The following is a 14,413-nucleotide window of genomic DNA, read 5'->3' on the forward strand; positions in this document are numbered from 1 at the left end:
ATCCATGCTTCATCGGTGCAATTTCGATGCGAAATTGATGCAGATCAGAGTTTGGCGGCATCGCGCCATCCACAAGGTCCACATTGACGCAACCAAAGGCATGAATATGACAAAGAAACTCGCCGCTTTGACCCTTTCCACCGTGCTTGTCGCGCTGGCTGCCCCCGCATTCGCCCAATCGCAGGGTGATTGGACGGTCGGTGTTGGTGTCGGTTATCTGGATCCCAAATCCGATAACGGCTCGCTCGCTGGGTTTGACGCCGACGTTGACTCGGACACGCGCCCCATCTTCACCGTCGAGTACTTCGTTCAGGACAACCTCGGGATCGAATTGCTGGCCTCGACCCCCTACAAACATGACGTCACTCTTGGTGGCAGCGTTGATGCCGGAAGCGTCAAACACCTGCCGCCCACCCTTTCGCTGAACTATCATTTCCCGACCAATAGCGCGTGGAAACCCTATGTCGGCGCGGGTCTGAACTACACCATCTTCTTCGAAGAAGACTCGCCCCTGGGTGATTTGGATCTGGACAATTCCTTTGGCGTCTCGCTGCAGGCCGGTCTGGACTACATGGTCACGGAGAAAGGCGCGGTGCGTCTGAACGTGCGCTGGTTCGACATCGACTCGGACGTCAAACTCGACGGCAACGACATCGGCACTGCCGAAATCGACCCGTTCCTGATTGGCCTGTCCTACGTGCATCGTTTCTGATCCAATCGCGAAAAGCCCCGTGGTTCAATGAACTGCGGGGTTTTTCGTCACAACATCTTGTTCATCATTTCGCGCCCAATCAGCATCCGGCGGATTTCGCTGGTACCCGCGCCGATCTCCATCAGCTTCGCATCACGGAAAATCCGGCTGACCGGCGAATCCGACAGGAACCCGGCCCCGCCCAAAGCCTGAACGGCCTGATGCGCCTGCACCATTGCCTGCTCCGACGCATAAAGACAGCACGCTGCAGCATCCTGTCGGGTCACATCCCCCCGATCACAGGCTTTTGCGACCTCGTAGACATAAGCCCGGGCTGAATTCATTGCGGTGTACATGTCAGCGATCTTGCCCTGCATCAGCTGGAACGACCCGATCGGCTTGCCGAATTGCTTGCGCTCGGCCAGATAGGGCATGACCTCATCCAGACAAGCCGCCATGATACCTGTCCCAATCCCAGCGAGTACGACGCGCTCGTAATCCAAACCGGACATCAGGACGGCTACACCCCTGCCCTCTTCGCCCAGAACATTCTCGAACGGCACTTCGACGTCTTCAAAGATCAGCTCAGCCGTATTCGAACCACGCATCCCTAGCTTGTCGAAATGCGGAGACGTCGAGAATCCCTTCATCTCTTTCTCGATCAAAAAAGCCGTGATCCCCTTCGATCCGGCCTCGGGGTCCGTCTTGGCATAAACGACCAGAGTATCTGCATCCGGCCCATTGGTGATCCAATATTTGTTGCCATTCAGGCGATAGTGATCATTGCGCTTTTCCGCCCGCAGCTTCATCGAGACCACATCCGACCCAGCCGAGGACTCGGACATTGCAAGCGCGCCCACATGATCACCCGAAATCAGGCGCGGCAGATATTTCTGTTTCTGCTCATCCGTCCCATTCAGCTTGATCTGGTTCACACACAGGTTCGAATGCGCCCCATAAGACAACGAGACCGAGGCCGAGGCGCGCGCCACCTCTTCCACTGCAATGGTATGCGCCAGATAGGACATTCCTGCACCGCCATACTCTTCTGGCACGGTGACGCCCAGCAGGCCAAGATCGCCCATCTCTTTCCACAGCTCGTTCGGAAAGGCATTGGAGGCGTCAATCTCGGCCGCCATCGGCTTGACCCGTTCCTGCGCCCAACGGTGAACCATCTCACGCAGGGCGTTCACGTCCTCGCCCAGATCGAATTGCATTGTGGCCATAAACATGCAGGGCTCCTCCGATTGCATTAATGAACAAGCGTTCAATAACCAAATAGCAGCGATTCCCCCTACGGTCAACGACGACGCGCAGGCAAACGCAAAACGCCGCCCGGCAAGGGGCGGCGTTTTCCAAAAAGGTCGAGCGTGCGCTGAAAGCGCACTCCGCTGGATTACGACTGATAGACCGCGCTGACCTCAGCCCGGATAATGCGCGCGATCTGGCCACAATCCTCTAGCGAGAAGGTCAGCGGAACGCGCATATCCATGATCCCGGCCAATATCCGATCACTGACCTGCATAGGGGTACTGTCGGCATAGCGCCAACTGTCATAGCGTGAGGTAAAGCCCGACGGCTCGGCCCCTCCGAACCACTTCAGTTCAACCCCGCGCGCGGCGCAGCGCTGGATGACCTCGGCAATACGCTCGGGCGTCCAGTCCAGCAACAGGAATTGGATCGACGAACCGACATAGGTCTCAGCATCGGGCCGCTCTACGATTTTCAAACCGGGTGTTCCCCGCAGACCATGCTCGATTTCATCATATCGTTCATTCCAGCGCTGCACCTGCCGGTCCAGATCGCGCAACTGCGGACGTAAGATCGCCGCACGCAAATTGTCCATCCGGCCCGAGACATTGGGGGTGGTGTATTTGATCTGCTCGAAAACCTCCGGCCCGGGCGCTGCCAGATGGCGTTCATAAAGCATGTAAGACCCGGACAACATCGTAGCCTTGGCGCCCAGTTCCGGATCATCCGTGATCAGCAACCCGCCCTCGCCCGAATTGACATGTTTATAGGTCTGGCACGAGTAACATCCGATGGCCCCCTGCCGCCCAGACAGCTGCCCGCGCCAGGCAGCGCCCATGGTATGGGCGCAATCTTCGATCACGATCACACCCGCCGCATCACACATCTGCATCAGGCGATCCATATCGCATAGATGCCCACGCATGTGGCTCAGCATCAACACCTTAGCCTGATCCAGCTTGGCCTCAAGATCATCCAGATCGATGGTCAGGGCTTCGGTCACACCAACAAAGACCGGCTTTGCGCTTACCGACGCAATCGCCCCCGGCACCGGCGCCAGAGTGAACGCGTTGGTCAGAACCGGATCGCCCGGTTTTACGCCAACTGCCCGCAACGCTGTGGCCAGAGCGTAGCCTCCCGATGAGACCGCCAGACAGTATTTCGCCCCCATCTGGGCGGCGAATTCCTGTTCCAGCAGCGCAGTTTCGCTCAATTCGTCCGGAGCAACGTTATAGCGATGCAACCGACCATGGCGCAGGACGGCCACGGCAGCCTCAATGGCGTCTTCGGGGATGGGCTCTTGCTGGGTGAAATTACCCGTGAATGTCTCGGTCATAGGTCTGTTTTGGTGCGGAGTCTCAAGCGGGTCAAGGGATCACACGGCCGCTCCGATCAAATCGGAGACCAGTTTCGGTAAATCATCAAAATGATGCAGCAACGCCTCGGGCTGCAGCGCGGCCATTTCATCGCCTGACGGGCCGAAAGTCACCAGAACCGAAGGCACGCCTGCAGCCCGCGCCGTGTTCCGGTCGGTATCCGAGTCGCCGATCAGCACGCAATGATCGGGATGCCCCCCGGCGCGGCGCGCCGCTTCACGCAAAGGCTCAGGATCAGGTTTGCGCACCGGCAACGTATCGGCCCCTACCAGCGAAGCGAAACGATCGCGCGCGCCCATCCGGGACAGCAGCAGATCAGCAAGGCCTTCTGGCTTGTTGGTGCAGATACCCACGCCATAACCCGCACCTTTCAGTGCTTCGACGGCTTCAAGCGCACCGGGATAGAAATAGGTATGCGTATCGATCGCTTGCCCATAGACCTCCAGAAAGACCGGATAATAGGCTTCGACAACATCCGCATCATAGGCGCCGACCCGCTTCAATCCATGGGACAACATCAAACGTGCACCGCGCACCGAAACCGCCGCATCAAGCTCGGGCATCAGTACATCTCCATGACCCATCTCGCGAAAACAGTGGTTTGCAGCGGCCAGCAAATCACCGGACGTATCTGCCAAAGTTCCATCCAAATCGAAGATTACCGTACGCATTCTTACCTCCTGAACCGGCGGGATTCCGCCATGTCGTGTTGCAAACGGCAATCTTCTTTGATGGCCGAACCGCTTGCGCCTTTGACCACAGCGGATAAAACGGGCCACAACAAAACAAAAGAGAAAATGATTTCATGAGCAATGCCCTTGTCATTCTTGCCGCCGGAAAAGGCACAAGGATGAACTCTGATATTCCCAAAGTCCTTCACCCGATTGCTCAGGTGCCGATGCTGGTTCATGCCATGCGTGCCGGTGCTGTCCTGACTCCCGAGCGCACCGTGATTGTTACCGGCCACGGCGCGGAAGCCGTTGCACGCGTGGCTGAAGCCGAAGATGAAAACGCCAGCATTGCGGTGCAGGAAGAGCAGCTTGGCACGGCCCACGCGGTTGCGCAGGCGCGTGCCGCGCTGGATGGTTTTCAGGGGGACGTGGTTGTCCTCTATGGCGATACCCCGTTTCTGCAGCCCGACACCCTGCAGCGAATGATTGAAGCGCGCACAAAAAACGATCTGGTCATTCTTGGGTTCGAAGCTGCAGATCCCGCCCGTTATGGTCGCTTGGTCATGGATGGTGACTCGCTCGAGCGGATTGTTGAATTCAAGGATGCCACTAACGAACAACGCGCCATAACCTTCTGTAACTCAGGCCTTTTGGTGTGTGACGCTGAAACCCTTTTCTCACTTATCGATGCGGTTGGAAACGACAATGCCTCGGGTGAATATTATTTGACCGACGTCGTTGAGATAGCCCGCTACAAGGGTCTTAACGTAACTGCCGTGGCCTGCGATGAAGCGCAGACATTGGGTGTGAACTCCCGCGCGGATCTGGCGGCAGCGGATGCAGTGTTCCAAGAACAGGCGCGCTCCGAACTACTTGATCTGGGAGTCACTTTGATGGCACCTGGTACTGTGTATCTGGCAGCAGATACCGTGATTGGTCGCGACACTGTCATTGAACCAAATGTGGTTTTTGGCCCCGGTGTAACCGTGGAAAGCGGCGCAACGATCCGGGCGTTTTCGCATCTCGAAGGCTGCCATGTCAGCCGAGGTTCCGTGGTCGGACCCTATGCCCGCCTACGCCCGGGTGCAGAGCTGGCTGAAAACGCGAAAATCGGCAACTTTGTTGAGATCAAGAACGCCGAGATCGCAGAAGGCGCAAAGGTGAATCACCTCAGCTATATCGGCGACGCTTCGGTTGGGGCGGCTACAAATATCGGTGCTGGAACCATCACCTGCAACTATGACGGCGTGATGAAGCACAAAACGACCATCGGGGAAAACGTGTTCATCGGATCGAACACGATGCTTGTGGCCCCGGTCACTCTGGGTGACGGCGCGATGACCGCCACGGGGACCGTAGTCACCAAGGATGTTGAGCCAGACGCATTGGCCGTGGCGCGTGCCAAGCAAGAGAATAAGCCCGGCTACGCGCGCAAATTGTTTGAAATGTTGAAGGCGAAGAAGGCTCGCCGCGACAAAGGAGCCTGAATTATGTGTGGAATTGTTGGTGTTCTGGGCAGCCACGAAGCCGCCCCTATTCTGGTCGAAGCACTGAAGCGACTTGAGTATCGCGGCTATGACAGTGCGGGTATCGCTACTGTTAATGATGGCGCGCTTGGGCGTCGTCGGGCTGTTGGCAAGTTGGTGAACCTGAGCGACCTTTTGGTGCATGAGCCATTGGCCGGGAAATCCGGCATCGGTCATACCCGCTGGGCGACCCATGGGGCGCCATCAGTGAACAACGCGCATCCGCATAGGGCGGGACCTGTCGCTGTTGTGCACAATGGTATCGTCGAAAACTATCGCGAACTGCGGGCTGAGTTGGCTGAACATGGTGTTGACTTCGTCACGGACACTGACACCGAGACCGTTGCCTTGATGACAGAACGGTACATGTCCGAAGGACAATCGCCGATTGACGCTGCGTTCAATACGATCGACCGGCTCAAAGGCGCATTCGCACTCGCCTTCCTATTCGACGGGCAAGAAGATCTGATCGTCGCAGCGCGTAAGGGCTCGCCTCTGGCGATAGGTCATGGCGATGGTGAGATGTTTGTCGGCTCGGACGCTATCGCATTGGCCCCGCTAACCGATCGCATCACCTATCTTGAAGAAGGTGATCGGGCGGTACTGACCCGCACTTCGCTGGAGATTCGAACCGAAATCGGTGAGCTTGCCAACCGCGAAATCCGGCAAATTCAAATCGATCAGACCCGTGCCGACAAAGGCGGCCACAAGCACTATATGGCCAAGGAAATTGCCGAGCAGCCTGTTGTGGTGGCCGAAGCCATCCGCTCGTATCTTCCGACCGGAGGCGATCAGGTGGTGTTGCCCGGTGACGATCTGGATTTCACCAAGCTGGACCGTCTGACCATGGTGGCCTGCGGTACTGCATTCTATGCCTGCCTGACGGCGAAATACTGGTTCGAACAACTGGCCAAGATGCCAGTTGAAGTCGATATCGCCAGCGAGTTCCGCTATCGCGAGCCTCCGATCTCGGACCGGACGCTTGCGCTGTTTGTCAGCCAGTCAGGCGAAACCGCCGACACGCTTGCTGCCCTGCGCTATTGCGAAGGCAAGGCAGACAAGATCGTCTCGGTCGTCAATGTCGCCGAAAGCTCGATTGCGCGCGAAAGCGATATGGCTTTACCAATCCATGCGGGTGTTGAGATCGGTGTTGCCTCGACCAAGGCGTTCACCTGTCAGCTTAGCGTGTTGCTGATGCTTGCCCTCAAAGCCGCTGCAGATCGAGGCACGCTGAACGATGAAGAGATCGCCGATCACGCGGCCGCCCTTCGCGGCTTGCCGACAGTTCTGAATGCAGCGCTGGATCAGAACGACGCTATTCGCCAATCTGCCCAACGTCTATCCGAGGCGCGCGACGTGCTGTTCCTGGGCCGTGGCCTCATGTACCCTCTGGCCATGGAAGGTGCGCTGAAGCTCAAGGAAATTAGCTACATCCACGCCGAAGGTTACGCGTCGGGTGAGCTGAAACACGGCCCCATCGCCCTGATCGACAAGCATATGCCGGTTGTTGTCATGGCACCGCGCGACGCAGTTTTCGACAAGACAGTTTCGAACATGCAGGAGGTGATGGCGCGTAAGGGCAAGGTTATCCTTGTCTCGGATGATGACGGTATCGCTGAGGCTGAAGATGGGGTTTGGAGTACGATCCGTATGCCACATGTGCACACCAGCCTTGCACCAATCCTCTATTCGGTGCCCGCGCAACTGCTGGCCTACCACACGGCGGTGGCTAAAGGTACAGATGTGGATCAGCCGCGCAATCTGGCAAAATCCGTCACGGTCGAGTGACGGCACATGCTGGCCTATCTGGATCAGATCAAAGCACATGCCGATCCTGAACGCGCAGAACAGGTGGCGGCCTATCACAAGGTTGATCGTCCTTATCTGGGTGTTCCGAATCCGGTGCTCAACGATCTGACCAAGGAGTGGCGGCGTGAACTCGAAATCGCTGACCGCGTCGCCGTCGCCGACAGTTTGTGGCGGACCAACATCCATGAAGCACGGGTCGCTGCGGCAAAGTTGTTGACCCAAGCCCGAATCCGCCCCGATGACACGGTATGGGATCTGTTGCAAAGCTGGCTGCCAGAATTCGACGCCTGGGCGGTGGCCGACCATGCCTGCATGGCAATGCAAAAGCGCCTGACAGCCGATCCGACGCGGCTGGATCAGGTCGAACAGTGGACCAAATCAAACCACATGTGGACTAAGCGTGCCGCGCTGGTCGCCACCTTGCCCTGGACCAAACAGAACCACCCAAAACCGGAAGAGTTGGAGTGCCGCGACCGTATTCTTGGTTGGGCTGCAAGCTATGTCCCTGACCGGGAATGGTTTATCCAGAAAGCCATCGCATGGTGGCTGCGCGAATTGTCAAAGCACGATTCACAGCGCGTCGTCGCATTTCTTGAAACGCACGGCGCAAACATGAAACCATTTGCCCGCAAAGAAGCGGGCAAATACCTGCGCGCTCAGTCGGAATAGACTTCCAGTTCTACCAGCTCATCAAACGGCACAAGCAATGCGCGCATTGCCTCTAGTGACAAACGGCTTCCACCGCCTTCAGGCCCCGGCGCAGGGATAAGCGCAACATAGGCCTGCGCGCCTGTACGCGGTACAACGATACGACCATTGATTTCGGTCTTAACCAGGGGCGTTTGCAGCCAACGTCCCGGCGTATTCGGATCGCCAAGTCCTGCGACCGTCGTTTTTGCACCCGCCCAACCGACCGTAGCGACGACAGGTTCGGGCACCTCCTCAGCAGTCTCTGGTGCGGCAGGCGCGGTCACAGGCGCTGTGGATGACCCACTAAACACTCGGTCCGTGGCGGACCGAACCGCATCGCAGCCAGCGACAAAAACACAAACCAAAACCAAAGCATGTTTCATGCCGAAAACCCTATTCTTCTCAGCTTGACTGTTCCAGCCCAAAACTCAGTTCGCCCTTGCCGCGGCCGGGCCTCCGCTTTACCTATGAGCCATGACAGCTCCGCTAATCGACCCATTTGCCCGCGCCATCACCTATCTCCGCGTCTCCGTCACGGACCGCTGTGATTTTCGCTGCGTCTATTGCATGTCCGAGGATATGAAGTTCCTCCCCAAAAAAGACCTTCTGACGCTGGAAGAACTGGACCGCATGTGCACCACGTTCGTGAACCTGGGCGTCGAAAAGCTGCGCATCACCGGAGGAGAGCCCCTGGTGCGCCGGAACATCATGTCTTTCTTCAACAGCATGACACGGCATCTGGATAGCGGTGCCCTGAAAGAGCTGACACTGACAACCAATGGTTCACAACTGCATCGTTTCGCCGAAGAACTTTATGCGGCGGGCGTGCGACGTGTGAATGTATCGCTGGATACTCTGGACGAGGACAAATTCGCAAAGGTCACCCGCTGGGGCCGCCTCAAACAGGTACTGAACGGCATCGACGCGGCGCAAAAGGCCGGGCTGCGTGTCAAGATCAACGCTGTTGCGCTTAAAGGTTTCAACGAACCAGAACTGCCCAAGATCACTGACTGGTGTGCCGAGCGCGACATGGACCTTACCTGGATCGAGGTCATGCCCATGGGCGATATCGGCAACGAGGACCGCCTAGATCAATATTGGTCGCTCAAAGACGTCCGCAAGGAATACGAAAACCACTATGCTGTCACCGATCTGGCTGAACGCACCGGCGGCCCGGCGCGCTATGTGCGGCTAGAAGAAACGGGTCAGAAAATAGGTTTCATCACACCCCTTTCGCATAATTTCTGCGAAAGCTGCAATCGCGTGCGCCTAACCTGCACGGGTGAGCTGTATATGTGCCTGGGTCAAGAAGACATGGCGGATCTGCGCGGTCCTCTGCGCGACCATCCCGATACGGAGCAACCGCTTGAAAAGGCGATCCGGGCTGCTATCAACCTCAAGCCCAAGGGTCATGACTTCGATTACTCGAGGCAGTCTATCGACGGCCAAATGAGCCGTCATATGAGCCATACAGGCGGCTGAAATGCCCGAAAGCCCACAGCCTACTCTGCTGTACAATTTGTACTGCGGCCTGATGACGACCGCCGAACCGCTGGTCTGGCGTAAAGTCCGTGGAAAAATGCAGGCTGCAGGCGTCTCCAATACTCGCCAGCAGGAACGACTGGGCCATGCCAGTCTGCCTCGCCCGCAAGGGCAACTGATCTGGTTCCACGCCGCCAGTGTAGGTGAAAGCCTTTCAGTCCTAAGCCTGATCAATCGATTGGGAAATAGCTTACCGGAAGCCGAATTTCTGATCACTTCAGGTACCCCGACTTCCGCGGAACTGATCGGGAAACGCCTTCCTGCGCGCACCCGCCATCAATACCCACCGCTGGACAGCGCGACTCCGGTGCACCGGTTTCTGGACCATTGGCAGCCCAGCGCAGGAATCTTCGTTGAAAGCGAAATCTGGCCACGATTGATTGTTGAAGCCACCAAGAATGGCGCGCCACTGGCATTGCTCAATGCCCGTCTGTCAGACAAATCAGCCACTGGATGGAAAAAACGCCCCAAAACCGCACGCTTCATTCTAGATCAGTTCAAGCTGTTTCTAACTCAAAACACCAAAACAGCCGACAACCTGATCGACATGGGCGCTGATGCTAAACGTGTCCAACCCGGCACGAACCTCAAAGCCATGTCTGATCCGCTGCCCGTCCACCAGGAAACACTAGACGCGATCAAATCACAGATCGCTGGACGCCCAATGTGGATCGCCAGTTCGACGCATTCAGGTGAGGAAGAAATCGTTCTGGCGGCTCATCGGTTATTGTTGCAGCGTTGGCCTGATCTTCTGCTGCTACTGATCCCGCGCCACCCTGAACGCAGGGATGAGGTTATTAAACTCGCAGGCGATGCCGGCCTGTCGACTGCTCAACGCAGTACGGATCAGCCGATCAGGTCAGACACTCAGGTTTATGTCGCAGATACATTAGGCGAAACCGGAACCTGGTACGCACTTTGCCCGATCGTTTTCCTAGGTGGCTCGCTCAAGGAGATCGGAGGCCACAACCCTTTTGAACCTGCGCAAGCCGGGGCCGCAGTAATCACTGGTCCGGGCTTCTTCAATTTTGCCGAAACATTTGCACCCTTGATCGAAACCGGCGGCGCGGTCTTGGTCAATTCTGCCAGCGACCTTTCAGATTCGGTCGCCCTATGGCTGTCGGAAAAGGACGTTCTTGCCGCAGCGCAAACCGCAGCCCAAGCCTGCGTCAACACGCAAAAATCCGCGTTGGACGAGGTGATCGACACGCTGTGCAACCGCCTTTCACTCCACTGACCTTGGGCACCGATCCCGCTTCTTCTGGTTAAAAATATCCCGGAGAGCGCGAGGGGCTGGCCCCTCGCCTCTCACCTTCAAGCAGCAGGCATCCTCTGCTCGACAATCTCAGCCCACCAGCTGCACCCGGCAGGAATAGCCTCATCGTTGAAGTTATACTCCGGGTGATGAACCATCGCCGTGTCGCCATTGCCCACCAGGATATAAGCGCCCGGACGTTCTTCGAGCATAAATGCGAAATCCTCACCACCCATAACCAAGGGTGCCTCATCGCAACTGCCCGAGACCGACTTCGCTACCCCGGCAGCAAAATCCGTCTGTTCGTCGCTGTTCACCATGACCGGATACCCGCGAATATAGGTCACATCTGCCGATCCACCGAACGTTGCCGCGACACCATTGCAAATCTCATTGATCCGCTTTTCCGCCAAATCACGCATCTCTTTGCTCATGGTACGCACGGTACCTTTGATCTGCACCGTTTGTGGAATAACATTGAACGCCTTCGAAGACGTCTCGAACGACGTCACTGACACCACAACCTGATCGATCGGGTCCGCATTGCGCGAAGCAATCGTCTGCAACGCCAGAACCGCCTGAGCGGTCATGACGGTTGTGTCGATGGTCTCCTGTGGCTTCGCGGCATGGCCACCGCGGCCCTCAAAGGTAATGTCAAACTGATCAGTCGCAGCAAAGAACGAACCCGGACGGATGGCGAAACTGCCCACCGGACGGCCAGGCCAGTTGTGCATGCCGTAGACCTCTTGGATATTCCAACGCTCCATCATGCCGTCTTCGCACATCTCACGACCGCCGCCGCCACCTTCTTCGGCAGGTTGGAAAATCACAACGACTGTGCCGTCGAAATTGCGCGTCTCCGACAGATATTTCGCTGCACCAAGCAGCATTGCTGTATGACCATCATGACCACAGGCATGCATCGCGCCATCGGTCTTTGAGGCATAAGCCAGCCCCGTCGCCTCAAGAATCGGCAGCGCATCCATATCAGCACGCAGGCCGATGACCTTTCCGTTGGAATCAGATTTGCCCTTAATCACACCAACAACACCGGTGCGCCCGATCCCAGTGACGACCTCGTCACAGCCAAACTCATTTAGTTTGTCCGCGACCAGGGCGCTGGTGCGGTGAGTTTCAAACAGAATCTCTGGGTTTTCATGAATATCACGTCGCCATTCGGTGATTTCGGCCTGCAATTCAGCAAAGCGGTTCTTAACTGGCATCTTTTCTCTCTCCTAATTCAAGCGGCGGGCATCCGGCGCTCGACCATTTCGGCGAACCATGAACATCCCAGCGGGATGATCTCATCGTTGAAGTTGTATTCGGGGTGGTGCAGCCCGGCGGTATCGCCATTGCCCAGCACGATAAAGGCGCCGGGGCGCTCTTCCAGCATGAACGAGAAATCCTCGCCCCCCATCACCATCGGTGCTTCGCCGCAAGTTCCGCCCACCGAAATTGCGGCCTTGGCGGCATAACCCGTCTGTTCCTCGGCGTTGATCGTCACCGGAACCCCGCGCGTATAGGTGACTTTGACTGTGCCCCCGAAGGTCTCGGCAATGCCCTGAGCCACCTCGGTCAGCCGCGTCTCGATCAGGTCGCGCATTTCGTTCGAATGCGTCCGCACTGTACCGCGCACCTGCGCCGATTGAGGGATCACGTTGAACGCCTTCGAAGACGTCTCGACCGAAGTCACCGACAAAACCGCCTGCAAAATCGGGTCCGCATTGCGCGAAACGATGGTTTGCAAGGCCACGATCAGTTGCGACAGCACCACTGTCGTATCAATGGTTTCATGCGGTTTGGCCGCGTGGCCGCCCCGGCCTTCCAGATGAATGTCGAACTCATCCGCAGCCGCCAGCAGTGGTCCGGACCGGATGGCGAACTGACCCGTCGGCACACCGGGTACATTGTGCATGGCATAGACTTCCTGAATGCCGAAACGGTCCATCAGACCATCCTTGCACATCGCCTCGGCCCCGTTTCCGCCCTCTTCGGCGGGTTGGAAAATCACGATGGCTGTGCCATCGAAATTACGCGTCTCGGACAAGTATTTCGCCGCCCCCAGAACCATCGCGGTATGGCCATCATGCCCACAGGCATGCATGGCGCCATCAGTCTTCGACGCATAGTCGAGACCAGTCTGTTCTTGCATTGGCAGCGCGTCCATATCGGCGCGCAGCCCGATCACGCGGCCCTGCGTGTCGGTTTTACCTTTGATCACGCCAACAACACCGGTCCGGCCAATGCCGCTCACGACCTCATCGCAACCGAACTCTTTCAGCTTTTCGGCCACCAAGGCGCTGGTGCGGTGGGTGTCATAGAGGATCTCGGGATGTTGATGGATATCCCGCCGCCAACCGGTGATTTCTTCGTGCATTTCGGCAAGTCGGTTCTTGATTGGCATCTGATCCTCCCAAATCAGGCGACGGGCATTCGTCGTTCCACCAGTTCTGCAAACCAACTGCAACCGGCGGGTATGGCGTCGTCGTCAAAATTGTATTCTGGGTGATGGCACATGGCCGTGTCCCCATTCCCGATAAAGATGTAGGCTCCGGGCCGTTCTTCAAGCATGTAAGCGAAATCTTCTGATGGCATGATCGGATCGGTACTGTCGTTGATCTTACCTGAGACCGCCTCTGCGGCTTCAGCAGCAAAAACCGTTTCAGCCTCGGAGTTCACGGTCACCGGATACCCTGGTGTCCATGTCATTTTCGCGGTTGCCCCAAAGGCCGAGGCCGTATCTTCAGCGATCCGTCGCACGCGCTCTTCCGCGATCTTGCGATATTCGGGATCAAGCGTGCGAACCGTGCCTTGCAGACGTACCGTATGGGCGATCACATTCGAAGCAGCGCTGTCGGTTTCAAATGTTCCGACGGTCAGCACGACACGTTTGATCGGATCGACGGTACGCGACACAACCGATTGCAGTGCAACGACAATATGCGATGCAACCAGCGTCGTATCCACCGCATCATGCGGCGCAGCAGCATGGCCGCCTTTGCCAGTCACCACAATTTCGAACTCGTCTGATGAGGCCAGCAATGCGCCTGGGCGGATGGCGAATTCCCCAACCGGCATCCCGGGCATATTGTGCATCCCATAGACTTCTTGGATGCCCCAACGGTCCATCAGCCCGTCCTGGCACATCGCCAGACCACCTGCCCCGCCTTCCTCGGCAGGTTGAAAGATCAGAACCACGGTGCCATCGAAATTCCGCGTCTCAGCGAGATATTTCGCCGCCCCCAGCAGCATCGAGGTATGCCCGTCATGGCCGCATGCATGCATCTTGCCCGAAACGGTCGAGGCATAATCAAGCCCGGTCGCCTCTTCAATCGGCAGAGCATCCATATCGGCACGCAGTCCGATAACCCGACCCTTCGTATCTTCGCGCCCTTTGATCACCGCGACAACACCAGTTTTACCGATGCCAGGCGTGATGTCATCGACTCCGATCTCGCGTAGACGATCAACGACAAAACCCGCCGTTTCTTCGACATCGTACAGCAACTCAGGGTGCATATGCAGATGGCGGCGCCACTTGGTGATTTGACCATGCATTTCGGCAAGCCGGTTCTTGACGGGCATCTTAGATCTCCCTTCAG

At 57.2% G+C, this 14,413-nt stretch carries 13 protein-coding genes; 6 read left to right on the forward strand and 7 right to left on the reverse strand.

The genetic code is table 11. The features are described from left to right. The first annotated feature begins 106 nt into the window (after window positions 1-106). The gene (locus AC2FI7_RS07860) at window positions 107-712 is read left to right on the forward strand and encodes an OmpW/AlkL family protein (protein ID WP_496815689.1); all 606 of its coding nucleotides are present in this window, start codon (window positions 107-109) and stop codon (window positions 710-712) included. A 47-nt stretch (window positions 713-759) separates the two neighbouring features. Here the strand turns inward: AC2FI7_RS07860 and AC2FI7_RS07865 are convergent, their stop codons facing one another. The 3 genes from AC2FI7_RS07865 to AC2FI7_RS07875 form a co-directional block, all read right to left on the reverse strand. After that, window positions 760-1,923: an isovaleryl-CoA dehydrogenase gene (locus tag AC2FI7_RS07865; protein WP_010442787.1), complete on the reverse strand. Its 1,164-nt coding sequence runs from the start codon at window positions 1,921-1,923 to the stop codon at window positions 760-762. Between the two features lie 164 nt (window positions 1,924-2,087). Beyond that, complete coding sequence (locus AC2FI7_RS07870) at window positions 2,088-3,278, reverse strand: DegT/DnrJ/EryC1/StrS family aminotransferase (protein WP_496815647.1); 1,191 nt, start codon at window positions 3,276-3,278, stop codon at window positions 2,088-2,090. A 39-nt stretch (window positions 3,279-3,317) separates the two neighbouring features. Beyond that, window positions 3,318-3,989, reverse strand: a complete 672-nt coding sequence (locus tag AC2FI7_RS07875) for an HAD-IA family hydrolase (RefSeq protein WP_010442789.1) — start codon at window positions 3,987-3,989, stop codon at window positions 3,318-3,320. Window positions 3,990-4,123: 134 nt separating this feature from the next. Here AC2FI7_RS07875 and glmU point away from each other — a divergent pair, with 134 nt between their 5' ends. The 3 genes from glmU to AC2FI7_RS07890 are packed head-to-tail and all read left to right on the forward strand — an operon-like array spanning window position 4,124 to window position 7,993. Then, window positions 4,124-5,476: a bifunctional UDP-N-acetylglucosamine diphosphorylase/glucosamine-1-phosphate N-acetyltransferase GlmU gene (gene glmU, locus AC2FI7_RS07880; protein WP_010442791.1), complete on the forward strand. Its 1,353-nt coding sequence runs from the start codon at window positions 4,124-4,126 to the stop codon at window positions 5,474-5,476. 3 nt (window positions 5,477-5,479) lie between these two features. Continuing rightward, window positions 5,480-7,303: a glutamine--fructose-6-phosphate transaminase (isomerizing) gene (gene glmS, locus AC2FI7_RS07885; RefSeq protein ID WP_010442792.1), complete on the forward strand. Its 1,824-nt coding sequence runs from the start codon at window positions 5,480-5,482 to the stop codon at window positions 7,301-7,303. 6 nt (window positions 7,304-7,309) lie between these two features. Beyond that, window positions 7,310-7,993: a DNA alkylation repair protein gene (locus AC2FI7_RS07890; protein WP_010442793.1), complete on the forward strand. Its 684-nt coding sequence runs from the start codon at window positions 7,310-7,312 to the stop codon at window positions 7,991-7,993. Here AC2FI7_RS07890 and AC2FI7_RS07895 read toward each other — a convergent pair. Further along, window positions 7,981-8,397: a hypothetical protein gene (locus tag AC2FI7_RS07895; RefSeq protein WP_496815646.1), complete on the reverse strand. Its 417-nt coding sequence runs from the start codon at window positions 8,395-8,397 to the stop codon at window positions 7,981-7,983. The two genes, AC2FI7_RS07890 and AC2FI7_RS07895, sit on opposite strands and share 13 nt — an antisense overlap. A 91-nt stretch (window positions 8,398-8,488) precedes the next feature. On the opposite strand from AC2FI7_RS07895, the gene moaA reads away from it, so the two are divergent. After that, window positions 8,489-9,496 (forward strand): GTP 3',8-cyclase MoaA, encoded by a 1,008-nt coding sequence (moaA, locus tag AC2FI7_RS07900; protein ID WP_010442795.1) that lies wholly within the window; start codon window positions 8,489-8,491, stop codon window positions 9,494-9,496. Between the two features lies 1 nt (window position 9,497). Then, window positions 9,498-10,793, forward strand: a complete 1,296-nt coding sequence (locus AC2FI7_RS07905) for a 3-deoxy-D-manno-octulosonic acid transferase (protein WP_010442796.1) — start codon at window positions 9,498-9,500, stop codon at window positions 10,791-10,793. Window positions 10,794-10,870: 77 nt separating this feature from the next. Here the strand turns inward: AC2FI7_RS07905 and AC2FI7_RS07910 are convergent, their stop codons facing one another. Genes AC2FI7_RS07910 through AC2FI7_RS07920 form a run of 3 tightly spaced genes read right to left on the reverse strand, consistent with a single transcriptional unit; the run spans window position 10,871 to window position 14,396 of the window. Continuing rightward, window positions 10,871-12,034: a M20 aminoacylase family protein gene (locus AC2FI7_RS07910; RefSeq protein WP_010442797.1), complete on the reverse strand. Its 1,164-nt coding sequence runs from the start codon at window positions 12,032-12,034 to the stop codon at window positions 10,871-10,873. A gap of 17 nt (window positions 12,035-12,051) precedes the next feature. Further along, window positions 12,052-13,215, reverse strand: a complete 1,164-nt coding sequence (locus AC2FI7_RS07915; protein ID WP_496815645.1) for a M20 aminoacylase family protein — start codon at window positions 13,213-13,215, stop codon at window positions 12,052-12,054. Between the two features lie 14 nt (window positions 13,216-13,229). Beyond that, entirely contained in the window at window positions 13,230-14,396 is a 1,167-nt protein-coding gene (locus tag AC2FI7_RS07920) for a M20 aminoacylase family protein (RefSeq protein WP_496815644.1), read from the reverse strand. Window positions 14,397-14,413 lie beyond the last annotated feature (17 nt).

It is taken from the genome of Ruegeria sp. YTSA064, assembly GCF_059610325.1.

Excerpts from the sequence above, each read along its gene's own strand:
- AC2FI7_RS07860 (WP_496815689.1), top strand. The coding sequence starts at position 107 with ATGACAAAGAAACTCGCCGCTTTGACCCTTTCCACCGTGCTTGTCGCG.
- AC2FI7_RS07865 (WP_010442787.1), bottom strand. The coding sequence starts at position 1,923 with ATGTTTATGGCCACAATGCAATTCGATCTGGGCGAGGACGTGAACGCC.
- AC2FI7_RS07870 (WP_496815647.1), bottom strand. The coding sequence starts at position 3,278 with ATGACCGAGACATTCACGGGTAATTTCACCCAGCAAGAGCCCATCCCC.
- AC2FI7_RS07875 (WP_010442789.1), bottom strand. The coding sequence starts at position 3,989 with ATGCGTACGGTAATCTTCGATTTGGATGGAACTTTGGCAGATACGTCC.
- glmU (WP_010442791.1), top strand. The coding sequence starts at position 4,124 with ATGAGCAATGCCCTTGTCATTCTTGCCGCCGGAAAAGGCACAAGGATG.
- glmS (WP_010442792.1), top strand. The coding sequence starts at position 5,480 with ATGTGTGGAATTGTTGGTGTTCTGGGCAGCCACGAAGCCGCCCCTATT.
- AC2FI7_RS07890 (WP_010442793.1), top strand. The coding sequence starts at position 7,310 with ATGCTGGCCTATCTGGATCAGATCAAAGCACATGCCGATCCTGAACGC.
- AC2FI7_RS07895 (WP_496815646.1), bottom strand. The coding sequence starts at position 8,397 with ATGAAACATGCTTTGGTTTTGGTTTGTGTTTTTGTCGCTGGCTGCGAT.
- moaA (WP_010442795.1), top strand. The coding sequence starts at position 8,489 with ATGACAGCTCCGCTAATCGACCCATTTGCCCGCGCCATCACCTATCTC.
- AC2FI7_RS07905 (WP_010442796.1), top strand. The coding sequence starts at position 9,498 with ATGCCCGAAAGCCCACAGCCTACTCTGCTGTACAATTTGTACTGCGGC.
- AC2FI7_RS07910 (WP_010442797.1), bottom strand. The coding sequence starts at position 12,034 with ATGCCAGTTAAGAACCGCTTTGCTGAATTGCAGGCCGAAATCACCGAA.
- AC2FI7_RS07915 (WP_496815645.1), bottom strand. The coding sequence starts at position 13,215 with ATGCCAATCAAGAACCGACTTGCCGAAATGCACGAAGAAATCACCGGT.
- AC2FI7_RS07920 (WP_496815644.1), bottom strand. The coding sequence starts at position 14,396 with ATGCCCGTCAAGAACCGGCTTGCCGAAATGCATGGTCAAATCACCAAG.